Source organism: Dactylosporangium sp. CA-052675 (assembly GCF_050947935.1).
Classification (GTDB): Bacteria; Actinomycetota; Actinomycetes; order Mycobacteriales; family Micromonosporaceae; genus Dactylosporangium.
In genome coordinates, this window is record NZ_CP192010.1 from 1,244,118 (window position 1) to 1,261,736 (window position 17,619).

Sequence of the window (17,619 nt, forward strand, 5' to 3'; positions counted from 1 at the left end):
TAACTTCTTACACCGCCGGTGCAAATAGTTCGGGGGTCCGCACGTGCTACGGGTCCAGAACCTCGAGGTCGTCTACGACGATGTGATGCTGGTGCTGCGGGGCGTGAGCCTCGCTGTCCCGGAGGGCCGGATCGTCGCCCTCCTCGGCGCGAACGGCGCCGGCAAGACCACGCTGCTGCGGGCGCTCTCCGGCCTGCTGGGCGTGCACGACGGGGCCGTGACGCGCGGCTGCGTCACCCTGGGCGACACCCCCGTCCACCGCCTGCGCCCCGCCGCGATCGTCCGGCGCGGGATCAGTCAGGTGATGGAGGGCCGGCGCACCTTCGCCGAGCTCACCGTCGAGGAGAACCTGCGGCTGGGCGCCCACACCCGCCGCCGCGGCGCGGCCGAGGCGATGGAGCGCATGTACGCGCTCTTCCCGGTGCTCAAGCAGCGGCGCGCGGCCGTGGCCGGCTACCTCTCCGGCGGCGAGCAGCAGATGCTCGCGATGGGGCGGGCGCTCATGTCCGACCCGAAGTACCTGCTGCTGGACGAGCCGAGCCTGGGCCTGGCCCCGCGCATGGTCGAGCAGGTGCGGGACCTGATCGTGGAGATCAACCGGGCCGGCACCGCCGTGCTGCTGGTCGAGCAGAACGCGACCATGGCGCTCTCCGTCGCCGGGCACGGATACGTGCTGGAGAACGGCAAGGTCGTGCTCGACAAGCCCGCCGCCGACCTGCTCGCCGACGACGACATCCGCGAGTTCTACCTGGGCTCGCACGCCGCCCACTCGTTCCGCGAGGTCAAGCACTACAAGCGGCGGAAGCGGTGGCTCGCATGAGCGACGTGCTGACCTTCAGCGACGTGCGGCTGAGCTTCGCGGGCGTCACGGCGATCAACGGGGTCGACTTCAGCGTCGGCGCCGACGAGCTCTTCGCGGTGATCGGCCCCAACGGCGCCGGCAAGACGTCCATCTTCAACGTGATCTCCGGGGTGTACCGCCCGCAGCACGGCCGGGTCCTGCTCGGCGACACCGACATCACCGGCGCGCGCCCCGACCGCGTCGCCCGGCTCGGCGTCGCCCGCACGTTCCAGAACGTCGAGCTGTTCCGCCAGCTCACGGTCGTGGAGAACCTGATGCTGGGCCGGCACCACCACATGCGCTACGGCACCCTGGCCGCGGTCGCCTGGCTCGGCCGCGCCCGCCGCGAGGAGCTGGCCAACCGGGCCCGGGTCGAGGAGATCGTCGACTTCCTCGAGCTCGCGCCGTGGCGCCGGATGCCGGTGGGGCTGCTGCCGTACGGCGTGCAGAAGCGGGTGGAGCTGGGCCGCGCGCTCGCCATGGAGCCGCGGCTGCTCCTGCTCGACGAGCCGGTCGCCGGCATGAACCTCGAGGAGACCGAGGACATGGCGCGGTACATCCTCGACATCCGCGACGAGCTGGGCCTCCCGATGATCCTCGTCGAGCACAACATGGGCCTGGTCATGGACCTCGCCGACCGGGTGCTGGTGGTCGACTTCGGGGTGCCGGTCGCGTGCGGCACGCCGAAAGAGGTCCAGCGGCACCCGGACGTGATCCGGGCGTACCTGGGGGAGGGGGCATGACCATCGCCGACCTCGTGCGCGATCGGGCTCGGCGGACCCCGGACGCGGTCGCGCTGCGGGAGAAGCACCGCGGGATCTGGCGCGAGATCACCTGGCGGCAGTACTGGGACACGGCCCGGTCGCTCGCCCACGCGCTGCGCGGGCTCGGCGTGCAGCCGGGCGACCGGGTCGCGATCCTGTCCGAGAACCGGCCCGAGTGGCTCTTCGCCGACGTCGCCACGGTGGCGCTGCGCGCCGCGACCGTCGGGCTCTACCCGACCAGCCCGGCCGGCGACATCGGCTGGCTGCTGGCCCACTCCGGCGCGAAGGTGCTCATCGCCGAGGACCAGGAGCAGGTGGACAAGGCCCTGACGGCGCTCGGGGACTGCCCGCAACTGCTCAAGATCGTGTACCTCGATCCGAAGGGCATCCGCAACCGGTACGGCAACGATCGCCTGCTCTTCTGGGGCGACCTGCTCGCCGGCGTCTCCCAGGAGGACCTGCGGCTCGCGGCCGAGCCCGGCGACCTGGCGACGCTCGTCTACACCTCCGGCACGACCGGGCGGCCCAGGGGCGCGATGCTCACCGTGTCCAATGTGGACTTCGTCGTCGGCGTGCTGCGCGGCGAGGGCGGGCTCACCGATCCGCCGCCCGGCCCCCGGGACCTGCTGCTGTCGTATCTGCCGCTGTGTCACGTGGCCGAGCGCGTCTTCACCGTGTGGCTCGGCGCGGCCACGGGCGTGGTCGTGCACTTCGGCGAGTCGATCGCGACGGTGCAGGCGGATCTGCGCGAGGTACAGCCGACGATCCTCTTCGGGGTCCCGCGCATCTGGGAGAAGATGCTCGCCGGCGTCACCACGCGCATCGCCGGCGCGTCGCGGCTCAAGCGCGCCAACGCCCGGCTGTGGCTGCGGGTCGCCGACGGCATCGGGGCCACCCTCGCCGCCAACGGCGGGCGGCACACCCCCGGCAGCCGGCTGCGCTACGCGCTGGGCTGGTTGTGCTGCTACCGCGCGCTGCGGGAGCGGATCGGGCTGCGGCACGTGCGGTACGCGGCCAGCGGCGCCGCCCCCGTCGCGCCCGAGGTGCTGCGGTTCTTCATGGGCATCGGGGTGCCGATGCACGAGGTGTACGGCATGACGGAGAACGCCGCCATCGCCACCGCCAACCGGCCCGGCCGCGTCCGCCTCGGCACCGTCGGCGAGCCCCAGCCCGGGGTCGAGGTCCGCATCGGCGACGGCGGCGAGATCCTGACCCGGCACGCGGGGACGTTCGCCGGCTACTACGCCGACCCGGACGCCACCGCCGCGGCGCTCACCGCCGACGGCTGGCTGCGCACCGGGGACATCGGGGTGCTCGACGGCACGTACCTGCGCATCACCGACCGCGCCAAGGACATCATCATCACCGCGGGCGGCAAGAACATCGCGCCCAGTGAGCTGGAGAACGCGCTCAAGGCCTCGCCGTACATCAGGGAGGCCGTCGTCGTCGGGGACCGCCGGGCTTTCCTCACCGCGCTGGTCGGCATCGAGCTGGAGACCGTCGGCGACTGGGCCCAGCGGCGGGGCCTGGCCTACACCACCTACCGCGACCTGTCCGGCAAGCCGGAGGTGCTGGCCCTCGTGCGCGGCATCGTCGACGGGGTCAACGCCGGCCGCGCGCCGGTCGAGCAGCTCAAGACGTTCAGGTTGCTGCCCAAGGAGCTCGACCACGAGACCGGAGAGCTGACCGCCACGCAGAAGGTGCGCCGCGCCGCGGTCGCCGAGGCCTTCCGCGCCGAGGTCGACGAGATGTACCGGAGTCCCGCGTGAAGGATCTGCTCGAAAGCGTGCTGCGGGGCATCGGCACCGGCAGCGTGTACGCGCTGCTGGGCCTCGGCTTCGTGATCATCTACAAGGCGACGCGGGTGATCTCGTTCGCCCAGCCGTCGTTCATGCTCGCCGGGGCGGTGCTGGTGACCTACCTCGCCGGCCCGCTCGGCTTCTTCGCGGCCCTGGTCGCCGCGGCCGCGCTCACCGGCGGCCTGGCCCTGGGCGTCGAGCGGCTCGCGGTGCGCCCGATGATCGGCCGCCCCGTGTTCACCGTCGCCATCATCACGCTCGGCATCGACATCGCCGTGCGGGTCGTCGACAACGCCTTCATCGGCCTCGACGTGCGCCACGTCGGCGACCCGTGGGGGCTGAAGGTGTTCCGGCTGCCCGGCGGGATCGTCGTGGAGCAGCGGCACGTGGCGATGGTGCTCACGACCGCGGTGCTCATCGCGGGGCTGTTCGCCTTCTTCCGGTACACCCGCACCGGTCTGGCCATGCGGGCCGCCGCCTACGACCAGGAGGCCGCGCTCGCGCAGGGGGTCAGCGTCGGGTCGGTCTTCGCGATGTCGTGGGCGCTGGCGGGGGCCCTCGCGGCCGTGGCCGGCACCTTCGCCGCGGTCGGCGGCAGCGTCAGCGAGTCGCTGTGGCTGGTCGCGCTGACCGCGCTCCCCGTGATCATCCTCGGCGGGCTGGACTCGCTGCCCGGGGCGGTCATCGGCGGGGTCGTGGTCGGGGTGGTGCAGGAGGTCACCGCGGCCTACCAGGGCCACCTGCCGTGGCTCGGCGGCAACTTCTCCGTCGTCACGCCCTACGTCGTCATGCTGCTCGTCCTGCTGGTCCGCCCCTACGGGCTGTTCGGCACCCGGGAGGTCACGCGCGTATGAGAAACCGCCCGCTGCTGCACACCGCGTACTCCCAGGACTTCGCGCTGTTCGGCACCGCCGTCCGGCGCTCGTTCGTGCTCGCCGGGCTGCTCGTCGCGCTGGCGATGCCGTTGCTGGCGCAGGACGACGTGCTGCAGTTGCTCGGCCTCGCGTGCGTCACGGCCCTCGGCGCGCTCGGCCTCAACATCGTCACCGGTCTCGCCGGGCAGGTGTCCCTCGGCCACGCGTTCTTCCTGGCCATCGGCGCCTACACGGCGGCCGGGCTGGCCGGCGACCCGGACGGGCGCACGATCGGCTTCGGGGTCACCGAGATCCTGGTCTGGCTGCCCGCGGCCGGCCTGGTCGCGGCGCTGGCCGGGATGCTGGTCGCGCCGCTGGCCACCCGGCTGCGCGGGCTCTACCTGGCCGTGGTCACGCTCGGGCTGGTCTTCATCGGCGGGCACGTCATCAACGGCTGGTCCGAGCTGACCGGCGGCCCCGGCGTGGGCCGCCAGCCCCCGGCCCCGTCGCTGCTGGGCCTCGACCTCAACACGTCGGGTGCCTTCCTGACCAGGGACCAGAAGTTGTACCTGCTGATGCTGGTCCTGCTGCTCATCGGCGCCCTGGCCGCGCGCAACCTGGCCCGCTCGCGCGTGGGCCGGGCGCTCACCGCCATCCGGGACCGTGACATCGCGGCCGGGGTGATCGGGGTCAACCTGGCCCGCTACAAGACGGTCGCCTTCGGGGTGTCGTCGTTCTACGCGGGCTGCGCCGGTGCGCTGCTCTACGTCGGGGCCGGCTACTTCGACCCGACCTCGTTCGACCTGCTGCTCTCGGTGCAGTACATCGCCATGGTCCTCATCGGCGGGGCCGGCACCGTGAGCGGCGCGATCCTCGGCGCCTTCCTCATCACGCTGCTGCCGCGGCTGACCCGGGAGATCCCGTCGCTCCTGCCGTTCATCAGCTCGTCCCCGGCGGAGTCGCCGAACGCCTACCAGCTCGAGACCGTCCTCTACGGCGTGCTGATCGTCGTGTTCCTCATCTTCGAGCCGCGGGGGCTGTTCGGCATCTGGATACGGCTTCGCAACTACTGGAAATCCTGGCCCTTCTCGTACTAGGAGGCTCGATGAAAAGGTTGGGTGCCCTCACCCTGGCCGCGGTGCTCGCCGTGGCCGGGCTCTCCGCCTGTCGTGGCGCGGACAAGACCGACGCCCAGGGTGCCGGCGGTGTGAAGACCGACACCGGCATCACCAAGGAACCGTGCCCGAAGTCCGAGCACAAGGACCGCGGCTGCATCTACCTCGGCATCATCTCCGACCTCACCGTCGGGCCGTTCCACGCGCTCGCCGTGCCGATCACCGAGGCCCAGAAGAAGTTCTGGCAGCGCGTCAACGCGCAGGGCGGGATCGGCGGCTACGACGTCGACGCCGAGACCTACGTGCGCGACAACAAGTACAACCCGCAAACCCACAACGAGGTGTACCAGGAGATGAAGGGCAAGATCCTGGCCCTCGCGCAGTCGCTGGGCTCGCCGACCACGGCCGCGATCCTGCCCGACATGCGGCAGAACAACGTGCTGGCCACCCCGGCCGCGTGGACGTCGGCGTACGCGTTCGAGGACAACATCCTCGAGTCCGGCGCCAACTACTGCTTCGAGTCGATGAACGCCGTCGACTACGCCAAGGACGCCTTCAAGCCCAGGTCCGTCATGGCGGTCCACCTGGCCGGCGACTACGGCGACGACGCCGCCGCCGGCACCAAGATCGCCGCGGAGAAGAACGGCATCACGTTCATCGACGTGAAGACCGACTCCGGCACCGACAAGCAGGCCGGCGCGATCAACGCGATCGTGAGCCAGAAGCCGGACCTGGTCATCATCACCACCGGGCCGGCCGACACCGCCGCGGTCGTCGGCGGGGCCGCCCAGCGCGGCTACACCGGCAAGTTCATCGGCACCAGCCCGTCGTGGAACCCGGGCCTGCTGCAGAGCCCGGCCGCCCCGGCGCTCAAGGCGCTCTACCTGCAGACCGCGCCGTGGAAGACGTTCTCGACCGACTCGCCCGGCCACAGGGCCATGCGCGAGGCGCTGGGCTCGTCGGTCACCCCGAACGACGGCTACACGTCCGGCTGGGTCTGGTCGTACCCGCTGCTCGCGGCGCTGAAGAAGGCCCAGGCCGACGGCGACCTGACCCGGGCCGGGGTCGTGAAGGCCGCGAAGTCGCTGACCAAGGTCGACTACGAGGGCATGCTGCCCGACGGCGCCGGCAACTACGCCGGCGGCCCCGACGGGCAGTTCCGCCAGTCGCTGCTCTACAGCCCCGCCACCGGCAACGGCACGACCGACGTGCCGCTGGTCAAGGACTACTTCGTCGGCCCCACGGCCAAGGACTACAAGCTCGACAAGCCCTGCTACGAGAAGCTCTGAGCGGCGTTACTTGAGCTCGCCCGCCACCTGTCGCAGGAGGTCCAGCGTGGCCTCCTGCGACAGCGCGAGGTTCGCCAGCCGTTCGAGGATCGTGCGGTACGCCGCGATGAGCTCCGGCTCCTCCCAGAGCAGGTGCTGACGCCAGAGCACGCCGTCGTCGGCGCCGAACTCCAGCAGCGTGAAGTCGCCGTCCCAGCCCGGGTGGTAGCCCGCCCCGAGCGGCACCACCCGGATGTCGGCGTACGGGCGCTGCGCCACCTCGATCGTGTGCTCGAGCTGGTCGACCAGCAGCGCCTCGTCGCCGGAGACGGGGCCGCGGCGCAGCACCGACTCGTCCAGCAGGACCTGCAGCTGGGGCGGCTCGCTGCGGGCGAACAGCTCCTCCTGGCGGCGCAGGTGGAACTCGACCCGCCGCTCGGCCGCCGGGGACTCGGCGTCCGTGGTGGCGTGGGCGTACCGCCGCGTCTGCAGCAGCGTCGGGAACATGATCGGCGCCCACTCCCCGACGCGGGCCGCCTCGGCCTCGAAGCCGACGTAGGTGACCAGCTGCGCGGACAGGGTCGGGCGGTACTCGTCCCACCACATCCGCCGCTTGGCCGCCCGGGCCAGCTCCAGCAGCTCGTCGACCGTTCGCGGGTCGTGCACCCGGTAGTAGGCCAGCAGGCTGCGCAGGTCGCTCACGGAGATGGCGACCGTGCCGTTCTCGATGCGGATGAGCTTGGACAGCGACCACTCCATCTCGGCCGCCACCAGGTCCTGGGTCAGCTCCCGCTCGCGCCGCAGCCGTCGCAGCTCGGCTCGGAGGCGGCGCTTGCCCACGATAGGCCCGCTCATGGCCATCACCCCAATCGCGTACACACATGGCATCGCCCCGGTCGAGGGCTCCGCCTGTCTACCCGGATTGCGGCCGATGCACCTATCTGGGCGTGTGGGCTGCGAGAAAGATTTTGGCCATGGCGCTGGCGAGGTCGCCGGGGTCGTTCGAGGCGACCGCCTGCCCCCCGGTCAGCTGCGACATCTCTCGCAGCACGGTCATGTCGGCGTCGCCGCCGTAGCCGATCGCGAAGACCATCACCGGCCGCCCGGGGTCGCGCAGCCCCGTGAGCCGGCTCAGGAACTGCTCCTTCGGCATGGAGAACCGGGAGTCCTGGTCGCGGCCGTCGGTGAGCACCACGACGAGGTTGACGGCGTCGGAGGCGAAGCGGTCCTTGAGGTCACCCACCCCGCGCAGCACCGTCTCGAACAACGGGGTCCCCGCCTTCGGCAACGCCGTGTACTGCTCCGCCACCCGGCGCATCGCCTCGCGCCGGGGAACGGCGCCGACCGCGTCGGCCATCGGGCCGAACGGCAGCGCCACGGTGAACGGCGGCGCCTCGGCCCCGGGCGAGGCGAACATCCACACGCCGAGACTGGTTTCGTCGCCGAAGAGCTGAGCCGCCTGTACTCCGGCCGAGCGCAGCAGCCCCGCCTTGGTGGTCACGTTGCCGGCCCGGTCGTGCACCTCGTCGTTCATCGAGGCGGACGCGTCCACGAGCAGCAGGGTGTGGTAGGCCAGCCGCTTGTACTGCGCCCAGGTCGCGGCCCACTCAGCCACGTTGTCCGGCAGCCCGATCGCCGCCTGGTACTTCGCCGTGAGCCCGTCGCCGCTCGGCGCCGCGTCGCCGGCCGGCCGCAGCCCGCGGCTGGTGAGCCGGTCGGCGAAGTCCTTGGCGTGCATGCGTTCGGCCAGCCGGCTCGCGAGCGCCTTGAGCTCCCCGTCGCCGGCCGCCTTCGGGGTCATCAGCAGCGGGAAGTCGGCCTCGGCGATGGCGTCGGCCGGGTACAGCGCGGCCATCGCCACCGGGTGACGGGTCTGCTGGTAGCGCCAGAAGTCCTGCTCGGTGAGCGTGAACAGGCCCACGTCGCGCAGGGCCCGCGCCGAGTCGGTCTGCTGCGCCAGCTTCTCCAGCAGCTTGGCCGGCTCGGCCTCGGCGTCGGCGAGCCGCGCCCGCACCGACAGCGCCCGCATCTGGGCGATGCCGGGGTCGGTCGTGGTGCGGGCCATCGCGCTCTGGATCTCGATCGCGGCGAGCAGCCCCGCGGTGTCGCGCAGCGGGCTGCCCATGCTGAGCTTCGGGCCCTGCCCGTTGTTGAGCGCGGCGCCCAGCGCGGCCCACGTCGGCTGCTTGTCCGGCCAGCCCAGCGACTCGGCGTAGGACCGGGGGGCGGCGATGACGACCGGGGTGCGGGCCAGCGAGACGGGCTCGGGGGCGTAGTCGAACTTGGCCAGCCGGGCCCAGCCCGCGGTGGCCGGGACCCAGGCCTCGCCGCCGGCGTAGGTGTCGGTGGCGGTGACGGCGACCAGCTTGCAGCCGCCCTGCTGGTTGGCGCCGATGTCGGCCGCGGCCTGCTCGACGACGGGGGCGAGCTCGGGCGTGACGGTGGTGCGCAGCACCCCCCGGCCGCCGCAGGTCGCACCCGCCGCGCCGGCCGCGCCGTCGGCGCGCTCGGCGTTGCTGCGCGAGGCGAGGTTGAGCCCGACCGCGACCCCGGCGGCCACGGCGAGCGCGACGATCACCACGCCCACGGCGACCCACAGCTTGGTGCCCGGGGGCTGCTCGGCCGGTGCCGGCGGCCGCGGCGGGGGCGGGAGGGGCCGTTGTTCCCGGTGTTCCTGGTGGGCGGGGGCGGGCGGCCACTCCTCGGGGTAGAGCGGCGGCAGCCAGTCGTCGCGGCGGGGTCGGGCCGTATGTGCCGGTGGAGGCGGGGGGTCGTCCTCCACCGGCACATACGGTCCTTCTTCCTCGTACTCCGCGGGGTGGTCGTCGGAGTACGAGTCGCCGTCGTCGGCCGGCGCCCAGGGGGAGGGGCGCGCGGCCCACGCCGGCGATGGTGCGTCGCTGGGGGGCGGGGGTTGCCGTCGGGGTCGCTCGGGCGGTGGGGGTTCCGTCGAGGCCGTGGGAGCCCACGGTGAGGGGGCGGGGGCGGGCGTCTCGCGCGGGGGCGGGACGTAGATCCCGTCGGCCGTGAGGTCGTCGTCGCCGCGACGCCTGTGGTGCCGGCCCTCCGTCATGGCCTCCCTTTCTCTCGTCGCGAGCCCGCTACGGTGCGCAAAGGTGCGGACGCGCGATGCGGTCAACCTAGCACCGGCGGGCGTCTATATGTGACCGCCTGACTACGTACTGATCATGAACTTGCCTTGCGGTATCTGGAGATCCGGCGATTTGGGATCGAACCGATAAAACGTGGTGAACGCCTCATCCCGGGCTGCTCATCTGGCGCCGGATCCGGCCGATTCTTTGCACGGTGGCATCTATTCGGCCGTGCGCTCGCGCGGCCGGTCGGGGAGGTTCGGGCGGGGATGGCGCTGGATCGGCGGCTGCTGGGCTGGATCACGGGGTTCGCCGTGCTCAGCGGCGCCTGGCTGGCGGCCCAGTGGCCCCAGCCGCTGCTGCACCCCGTGCTCGGCTGGCTGCCGGCGCCCGTCTGCACCGTGCTCACCGCCCTCGTGTGCCTGCGCACGGCCCGCGCCGCGCCCGACCGCCGCGCCGGGCGCTTCTGGCGTCACATGACCCTCGTCATGGCCGTGCTCCTGGCCGCGATCTGCAGCAGCGCCTACGACTCGCTGCTCGGGCCGGGCGCGCCCACCCAGCGCTCCAGCCCGCTGACGCTGGTGCTGTTCCTCGGGGGCGTGGTCGTGGTCGTCTGGGCCCTCCTGCGCCTGCCGATGGGCCCGCGCAGCCGCCGCGACCGGCTCACCTTCAGCCTCGACATGGCCGTGGTCCTGGCCGCCGCGATGCTCGTGACCTGGTTCTTCGCCGCGCGGGCCGAGGTGAGCCTGACCGGCGTCACCGGCACCTCGTGGACCCTGTTCGGCGTGCTGCTCATGCTCTTCGCGGCCATGTTCGCCCTGGCCAAGGTCGCCCTGGCCGGCGCCGGCGCGCTCGACGGGCGAGCGCTGTGGATCATGGGCGGCACCCTGCTGGCCGGGGGGCTCGCGGGCTCGGCGGCGCCGTTGCTGGAGTCGCGGCCGTACGTCAACGACTGCCACATCTCGATCCCGGCCTGCTGCGTCGGGCTCACCCTCGCCGCGATCCGCCAGCGCCGGGCCTTCGGCGGGCCGGCGACGACCGCCACCCGGCGCCGGCGGCGGCCGTTCAGCCTGGTGCCCTACGCCGCGATCCTGGCCGCCGACGCGTTCGTGCTGGCCGGGATCGGCGCGAGCCCGCGCGAGAGCCGCATCCTGGTCGGCGGCTCGGTGCTGCTCACGCTGCTGGTCGTGGCGCGGCAGCTCGTCTCGCTGTACGACAACTCGCACCTGCTCGCCCGCGTCGACGCGAGCATGCTGGAGCTGCGCCGCCACGAGCGCCGGTTCCGCTCGCTGGTCCAGCACTCCTCGGACATGTCGGCCATCTGCGACGCCGGCTTCCACGTCACGTACGCGAGCCCGAGCCTGCTGCGCTTCACCGGCGAGCGCTCGGCCGCGGCCATCTCGCTGCCGGACATGGTGCACCCCGGCGACCGGGAGGCCCTGAGCCGCGCGACCGCGAGCCTCGCCACGCCGGGCAGCACGACGACGCTGCAGCTGCGCCTGCGGCAGCCGGACGGGACCTGGCGCTGGTTCGAGGTCGTCACCACCAACCTCCTGCACGACCCGAGCGTGCGGGGCGTGGTCGCCAACGCGCGGGACATCACCGAGTCGCGGCGTTACCAGGATCAGCTCAGCTACCAGGCCTCGCACGACGGGCTGACGGGGCTGGCCAACCGCGCGCTGTTCGCGGCCCGGACCGCCGAGGCGGTGGCCGAGTCGCGCTGGGACGCCGTGCAGGGCGGCAGCCTGGCCGGTGGCGCCGCGGCGGGCGGTACTGCTGTCGCGGACGGTGCTGCTGTTGCCGGGGGTGCTGTTGCCGGCGGTGGTGCTGTTGCTGATGGCGCGACCGGCGGTGCTGCCTTTGCCAGCGGTGCTGTAGCCGGTGGGCCGGTGGTGGGCGGGTCCGCCGAGGGTGGTGCCGGGGTGGCCGTCGCGCTCATCGACCTCGACGACTTCAAGGCGATCAACGACCGGCTCGGGCACGCGGTCGGGGACGCGCTGCTCGTCGAGGTGGCCGAGCGGCTGCGCGCGACCGTCGGCCCCGACGACGTCGTGGCGCGGCTCGGCGGGGACGAGTTCGCGGTGCTGCTGTGCGGGGCCGACCGCAACCGCAGCGCGGCCATCGCCGAGGCGTTCATCGACGCGCTCGCCGCGCCGGTTCGGGCCGCGGGGTACGAGCTGCTGGTGCAGGCGAGCATCGGCGTCGCCCGGCACACGGCGGACTGCGCGGCGAGCGACCTGCTGCGCCGGGCCGACATGGCGATGTACGCGGCGAAGGAGCTGGGCAAGAGCCGCTGGGTCGAGTACGGCCCGGAGCTCGACGCCCACGCCGTCGAGCACGCCCAGCTGGCCGCGGAGCTGAGCCAGGCGCTCGACCGCGACGAGCTGAGCGTCGTCTACCAGCCGATCGTGGGCCTGCCCGGCGGCGAGATCCGTGGCGTGGAGGCGCTGGTCCGCTGGCACCATCCGACGCGCGGCATGGTCTCCCCGGCGACGTTCATCCCGGTCGCGGAGCGCACGGGCCTCATCGTGCCGATCGGCGCCTGGGTGCTGGGCCAGGCCTGCCGCCAGGCCGCCGACTGGACCGCACTGCTCGGCGACGCCGCCCCGGCCAAGATCAGTGTGAACGCCTCGGCCCGCCAACTGCTCGAGCCGGCGTTCGTCGCCACGGTCGAGTCCACCCTGCGCGAGACCGGCCTGGACCCGTCCCGCCTGAACATCGAGATCACCGAGACCGCGGTCTTCGGCGGCGGCCGAGCCCTGGACACCGTGCGGGCGCTGCACGCGCTCGGCGCGAAGATCGCCCTGGACGACTTCGGCACAGGCCACTCGTCGCTGGGCCTGCTGCGCACCTGCCCGGTCGACGTGCTGAAAGTCGACAAGTCCTTCGTCGACGGCGTCACGGGCACGGTGGAGCAGGAGGCGATCGCGACGTCGATCAGCGAGATCGCCCAGGCCCTGCGCCTGGAGGCGGTGGCCGAGGGCGTGGAGACCCCCGAACAGGCGGCGAGGCTGCTGGAGCTCGGCTACCGGCTGGCCCAGGGCTTCCACTTCTCCCGCCCGCGGCCCCCGTCGGAGATCCCGGCCCTGTGCGCGCCGGCGCTGGCGCATGCGGAAGCGAGCGCGATCACCGGGGGCATGGCGGATCGCGCCCGCTTCCGCACTTTCGAGGGCGAGTAAAGCCTTCGGGGTGCCAGGACCTTCGAGGTCCGGCCTTCGAGGTCCGACTTCGAGGTCCCAGCCTTGTGCGCGCCGGCGCTGGCGCATGCGGAAGCGAGCGCGATCACCGGGGGGATGGCGGATCGCGCCCGCTTCCGCACTTTTGGGGGCGAGTAAAGCCTTCAGGGAGCCGAGCACTCGGCTGCGGTCTTGCCACGACGGACGTCGGGATTCCTGGCGGGAGCAGCGGTCAGCGAGTGACGCGGACCCGAGCAGGGATGCCTTTGTGCTTCTCCATTCCCACGGACGACCGCAACGGCCCGCCGGACCGCGCCCACCGCTCGGCCGCGCGGGCCAAGAGAGGCACTGCCCCCGGCCTCCCGGAGAAGAAGATCAGGGTTGCTCAGGCAACCGCACCCCACATCGCCGAGAACGCCGCCGCCTCCCCGGCCAGCCACCGCTCCACCTCGTCGGCCTTCACCCCGTTGCCGGGCCGCAGCACGTCTCCGCGCCGCAGGTCCACCAGCACCGGCGAAGCGTTCGGCAGCACCAGGTCCATGTGCCGCCCCATCAGGTGCAGCGTCGCCACGGCCGCCTCGTCCTGCGGCGGGTCCTCGTCGAAGTGCAGCCGCACCGCCTCGCCCCGCCCGTCGGGATAGCGCAGGCCGAAGTGCGGGTTGATCTTCACCGGGAGCGTCCCGATCATGCACAGCGCGTCCCGCGTCGGTGTCACCTCGACCGGCGTCGGGATGGACTCGAGGTAGCGCAGGGCGCCGGGGACCACCGACTCGTAGAGCGGCTTCCACCGGGCGTTGACCTGGTCGACGACGGCGTTGAGGTAGGTGCCGCCGGTCCGGAACTGGATGTCCGCCTTCAGGGCCTTCACGAGCTGGCCGTGCGGGTTGAAGCCGTGCCCCGACTCGCGCTGCCGGCGCAGGCCGCCGACGAAGCTCGCCTTGCGCGGGCCGGTCCGCCCGACGTAGCGGGTGAAGTTGAGCAGGGTGGCGTAGGGGACGGATCCGGTCGAGGTTACGGGCGCGGTCACTGGCGCTCTCCTCCCAGGTCAAGAGCGTCTTTCGTACATACATTCTAATGGATCCGCGCAAGGATGCCCACCCCGTTCGGACGGTGGGACAGTGATCAGTGACGCTATGTGAGATCGAGAACCGTCAGCCCAGGAGGTTCTCGACGGGGCCCAGCATGAGCCGCACGCCGAAGGCCAGGCAGGCGAGCACGACGATCACGAAGAAGCTCACGTAGACGATCGCGGGCACCCGGGTGAGCCGCGCGATCTGGTCGGCGTCGGAGTTCGGTGCCTGCCGGCGGAACCGTGACTGCTGCAGCTCGAAGACCGCCCGCACCCCGCCGAGCAGCATGAACCAGGCGAACGCGTAGGCGAAGGCGCCCTGGATCTTCCCGTCGGCGAACCACGACACCCCGAAGATGATCGCGCCGGCGGCGACCACCGAGATCACGCCGTAGAAGTTGCGGATCATGATCAGCATGAGCACGAGCAGGACCAGCAGCAGCCAGAGCAGGATCGTGATCCGGCCGGCGCCGAGGATCGCGGCGGCGGCCAGGCCCAGCAGCGACGGGGTGATGTAGCCGGCCAGGCCGGTGACGACCATGCCGGGGCCGTTGGGGCGGCCGCGGGACAGGGTCAGGCCCGAGGTGTCCGAATGCAGGCGGATGCCCGACAGGCGGCGGCCGCTGAGCACCGCGGCGAGCGCGTGGCCGCCCTCGTGCGCGATGGTCACGAAGTTGCGCATGACCTTCCACACCGGCCGCAGCAGCACCGCCAGCAGGGCGGCGACGGCGGTCGCGATGACCACCTCGCGCGGCGGGGACGCTTGGCGGCCGAGGGCGTCGTGCAACACGTCGAAGGCAGCATCCACCACGTGCAGAGCCTGCCATCTCACGTGTTGAATGAACAGCGTGGAGATCAGGCGCTTTGCGGACACCGACTGGCCGGGTGTGTGGGACGTGTGGCACGAGGTGGTCGCGGCCGGCGAGAGCTACGACAACGACCCGGCCTCGACCGAGACCGACGCGCGCGGGCACTGGCTGCTCGCGCCGCCGTGGGAGCAGTGGGTCGCGGTCGAGGACGGCGAGGTGCTCGGGACCTACAAGGTGGGGCCGAACAAGGGCCGCCTCGGCGCGCACGTGGCCAACGCGAGCTTCATGGTCTCGTCCCGGGCCCGCGGCCGCGGCCTCGGGCGCACCCTCGGCGAGCACTGCCTCGACCGGGCCCGCGAGCTCGGCTACGCCGCGATGCAGTTCAACGCGGTCGTCTCGACCAACACGGTCGCCGTGCGGCTGTGGCGTTCACTCGGGTTCATCATCGTGGGCACGATCCCCGACGGCTTCCAGAGCACGAAGCACGGGCTGGTCGACTTTCATATCATGTATCGGCAGTTGTGATGGTGTGCAACCGCCGTCGCGTCCCCCTTGAGGGGCGTACTTCCTGGTACGGCTTGTGACCTTCATCGGGCATTCTGTACGAATACCCCGATGCGTACTCCGCCCGAAGCGCGCTACGACACGGACGGTCACCACAGCGGTGACCTGACCGGTTATCGGATCGGTGACGCGTACGAGCTGGTCGAGCCCATCGGCGGCGGCGGGACCGGCACCGTGTGGCGGGCCCGCGCCCTGGACGGCGACGAGCAGGTCGCCGTCAAGCTGCTGCGCGAGGACCTCATGTCCGAGCCGAAGGCCGTCAACCGGTTCGTGCAGGAGCGCGCGATCCTGCTCATGCTCCGCCACCCGCACATCGTCCGGGTCCGCGACCTGGTCACCGTGGGCACCTCGCTCGGCCTGGTCATGGACCTCGTCGAGGGTGGCAGCCTGCGCGACTACCTGCACGAGCGGGGCACCCTGGCCCCGGCCGAGGCCGCGATGCTGCTGGCCCAGGTGGCCGAGGCGCTCTCGGCCGCGCACCGCCGCGGCGTCGTGCACCGCGACCTCAAGCCGGACAACATCCTGCTCGACCGCGTCGACGGCGAGCTGCACTGCCGGCTCACCGACTTCGGCATCGCCCGGGTCCTCGACACCCCGAGCATGACGACGCCGGGGGCGCTCGTCGGCACCGCCAACTACGTCGCGCCGGAGGCGGTCTACGGCGGGCAGCCGGCCCCGGCCGCCGACATCTACGCGCTCGGTGTCGTGCTCTTCGAGCTCACGACGGGCCGCCCGACCTACGCCGGCGGCCCCGCGTGGGCCATCCTGCGCCGCCACGTCGACGAGTCCCCGCGGCGCGTGCCCGGCATGCCCGACGCCGTGTGGCAGGTCGTGCAGGAGTGCATGGACAAGCGCCCCAGCCGGCGCCCGACCGCCCGTGAGCTCGCCGCGACCCTGCGTGCCGTGGCCCGCCGCACCGCCGACGTGCCCCCGCTCCCACCGCAGTCGGTGGAGGAGCGCCTCACCACGATCCAGCCGCCCCTGCCCGCGCAGCGCCCGGCGCCGACCCGTTCCCGGTCCGCATTTCTGGCCGCGGTACTGATCCTGCTCGCGCTCATCGCCGTCCCCGCCTGGCAGTACCTCCATCGCGACCACTCCACCGACACCGCCGACGGCGTGCGCGCGACTCCGGCCCCCGCGGCGCCCCCGTCCGCCGCGGCGCGCAGCGCCGGGGCCGCCGCCGCTCCCAGCCGTGGCCCGGGCTCGTCGCGCACCGGCGGCGACAGCAGCGCCGCGGCGTCCCTCCAGCCGGGCGCGCAGGTCGAGGGCTCCGATGCCTTCGGGCCGTACGTGTGCGGCCAGCAGTACACGTGGGACCTCGGCCACCCCGCCCTCGGCAAGCCCTGCCACGCCCTGGCCGCCGACCGCGTCCGGGCCATCGGGCACATGCAGAGCATCCCCGGCGTCCAGGCCGACATCAGCATGTCGATCCTCGACCTCGCCTCGGGCCGCACCGCCGACGGCCCGCACGAGTGCAACGGCGTGCTGTTCACCGACTTCGCGCCCAACCACGACTGCGGCCCGTTCGAGGCGCACCTGCCGCGGGGGCATCGGTACGTGGTCGTGCAGCACTGGGTCTACACGAACCGCGCCCTGCTGCCGGACGGCGAGGTCCGCGGCGTGGAGTTCGACTGGTAGACCGGTCGTCCCGCTTGGCAGGAAAACGGGCCGGAAAATGTCGTACCCCTGTGGTGAGGTGTGGGGTATGACGGGGGATGGTCCGGAGGGACTCGATGAACTGCTCGACGAGCACTGCGCCAGCATCGGCGCGCTGACCCGGCACCTGCGCGAGGTGATCCTGAGCGCCCGCCCGGAGCTGACCGAGCGCGTGTATCGCGGCTGGCACGGGCTGGGCTTCCACCATCCGTCGCGGGGGTACATCGCGGCGGTCTTTCCCCGGGCCGACTCCGTCACCGTCGGCTTCGAGCACGGCGCGGACCTGCCCGATCCGCACGGGCTGCTGGAGGGGACCGGGAAGCGGGTGCGATACCTCAGTTTCAAGCCGGACGACAGCGCCCCGACGCGCGAGCACCTGATCGAATACCTGGACCTGGCCGTCGCCTGAGTGCGCTACCCGGACCTGCCGGGGGTCGCCTGACTGCGCTACCTGGGCCTGGCTGTCGCCTGGCTCCGCCGCGTGGGTCGGGTTCGCCCGGCCGTCCGCGGGGCGTTCTGCCGCTGCGGCTCTTTTCTCTGCGCGGCGGTCGTTCGGGCCGCGATCTCGCGCATCCGGTGCGCGGCCTTGGGAACGGCTCGTCAGGGGTCGGT

Annotated in this window: 14 protein-coding genes; 10 read left to right on the plus strand and 4 right to left on the minus strand. The window is 72.4% G+C overall.

Features of this window, described 5'->3' with window-relative positions:
- Positions 1 to 85 precede the first annotated feature (85 nt).
- Genes ACQP1P_RS05600 through ACQP1P_RS05625 form a run of 6 tightly spaced genes read left to right on the plus strand, consistent with a single transcriptional unit; the run spans position 86 to position 6,662 of the window.
- Complete coding sequence (locus ACQP1P_RS05600) at positions 86 to 820, plus strand: ABC transporter ATP-binding protein (protein ID WP_433089856.1); 735 nt, start codon at positions 86 to 88, stop codon at positions 818 to 820.
- Positions 817 to 1,584 carry an ABC transporter ATP-binding protein gene (locus tag ACQP1P_RS05605; RefSeq protein WP_433083750.1) on the plus strand — a complete coding sequence of 256 codons (768 nt, stop codon included), beginning with the start codon at positions 817 to 819 and terminating at the stop codon, positions 1,582 to 1,584. Before ACQP1P_RS05600 ends, ACQP1P_RS05605 begins: the two co-directional genes overlap by 4 nt.
- Positions 1,581 to 3,374 carry an AMP-dependent synthetase/ligase gene (locus ACQP1P_RS05610; RefSeq protein ID WP_433083752.1) on the plus strand — a complete coding sequence of 598 codons (1,794 nt, stop codon included), beginning with the start codon at positions 1,581 to 1,583 and terminating at the stop codon, positions 3,372 to 3,374. The genes ACQP1P_RS05605 and ACQP1P_RS05610 overlap by 4 nt, the downstream gene beginning before the upstream one ends.
- Complete coding sequence (locus ACQP1P_RS05615) at positions 3,371 to 4,258, plus strand: branched-chain amino acid ABC transporter permease (protein ID WP_433083754.1); 888 nt, start codon at positions 3,371 to 3,373, stop codon at positions 4,256 to 4,258. The genes ACQP1P_RS05610 and ACQP1P_RS05615 overlap by 4 nt, the downstream gene beginning before the upstream one ends.
- On the plus strand, positions 4,255 to 5,355 hold the full coding sequence (locus ACQP1P_RS05620) for a branched-chain amino acid ABC transporter permease (protein ID WP_433083756.1): 1,101 nt from the start codon (positions 4,255 to 4,257) through the stop codon (positions 5,353 to 5,355). The genes ACQP1P_RS05615 and ACQP1P_RS05620 overlap by 4 nt, the downstream gene beginning before the upstream one ends.
- Positions 5,356 to 5,363: 8 nt before the next feature.
- On the plus strand, positions 5,364 to 6,662 hold the full coding sequence (locus ACQP1P_RS05625; RefSeq protein WP_433083758.1) for an ABC transporter substrate-binding protein: 1,299 nt from the start codon (positions 5,364 to 5,366) through the stop codon (positions 6,660 to 6,662).
- 6 nt (positions 6,663 to 6,668) lie between these two features.
- Here ACQP1P_RS05625 and ACQP1P_RS05630 read toward each other — a convergent pair whose 3' ends face one another.
- Positions 6,669 to 7,496 (minus strand): DUF5753 domain-containing protein, encoded by an 828-nt coding sequence (locus tag ACQP1P_RS05630; protein WP_433083760.1) that lies wholly within the window; start codon positions 7,494 to 7,496, stop codon positions 6,669 to 6,671.
- A gap of 82 nt (positions 7,497 to 7,578) precedes the next feature.
- Positions 7,579 to 9,423: a hypothetical protein gene (locus ACQP1P_RS05635; protein WP_433083762.1), complete on the minus strand. Its 1,845-nt coding sequence runs from the start codon at positions 9,421 to 9,423 to the stop codon at positions 7,579 to 7,581.
- Between the two features lie 579 nt (positions 9,424 to 10,002).
- Here ACQP1P_RS05635 and ACQP1P_RS05640 point away from each other — a divergent pair.
- Positions 10,003 to 12,912, plus strand: coding sequence for a putative bifunctional diguanylate cyclase/phosphodiesterase (locus ACQP1P_RS05640; protein ID WP_433083764.1), 2,910 nt, complete (start codon positions 10,003 to 10,005; stop codon positions 12,910 to 12,912).
- Between the two features lie 382 nt (positions 12,913 to 13,294).
- Here the strand turns inward: ACQP1P_RS05640 and ACQP1P_RS05645 are convergent, their stop codons facing one another.
- Entirely contained in the window at positions 13,295 to 13,936 is a 642-nt protein-coding gene (locus ACQP1P_RS05645; protein WP_433083765.1) for a hypothetical protein, read from the minus strand.
- A gap of 124 nt (positions 13,937 to 14,060) precedes the next feature.
- Positions 14,061 to 14,810 (minus strand): M50 family metallopeptidase, encoded by a 750-nt coding sequence (locus ACQP1P_RS05650; RefSeq protein ID WP_433083767.1) that lies wholly within the window; start codon positions 14,808 to 14,810, stop codon positions 14,061 to 14,063.
- Positions 14,811 to 14,817: 7 nt separating this feature from the next.
- Here ACQP1P_RS05650 and ACQP1P_RS05655 point away from each other — a divergent pair, with 7 nt between their 5' ends.
- From ACQP1P_RS05655 to ACQP1P_RS05665, 3 genes are all read left to right on the plus strand, one after another.
- The gene (locus ACQP1P_RS05655; RefSeq protein WP_433083769.1) at positions 14,818 to 15,312 is read left to right on the plus strand and encodes an N-acetyltransferase family protein; all 495 of its coding nucleotides are present in this window, start codon (positions 14,818 to 14,820) and stop codon (positions 15,310 to 15,312) included.
- A 90-nt stretch (positions 15,313 to 15,402) separates the two neighbouring features.
- Positions 15,403 to 16,989, plus strand: a complete 1,587-nt coding sequence (locus ACQP1P_RS05660; protein WP_433083771.1) for a serine/threonine-protein kinase — start codon at positions 15,403 to 15,405, stop codon at positions 16,987 to 16,989.
- Positions 16,990 to 17,056: 67 nt separating this feature from the next.
- A complete protein-coding gene (locus ACQP1P_RS05665; RefSeq protein ID WP_433083773.1) occupies positions 17,057 to 17,416 on the plus strand; it encodes a DUF1801 domain-containing protein in 360 nt (119 codons plus the stop codon).
- Positions 17,417 to 17,619: the final 203 nt, after the last annotated feature.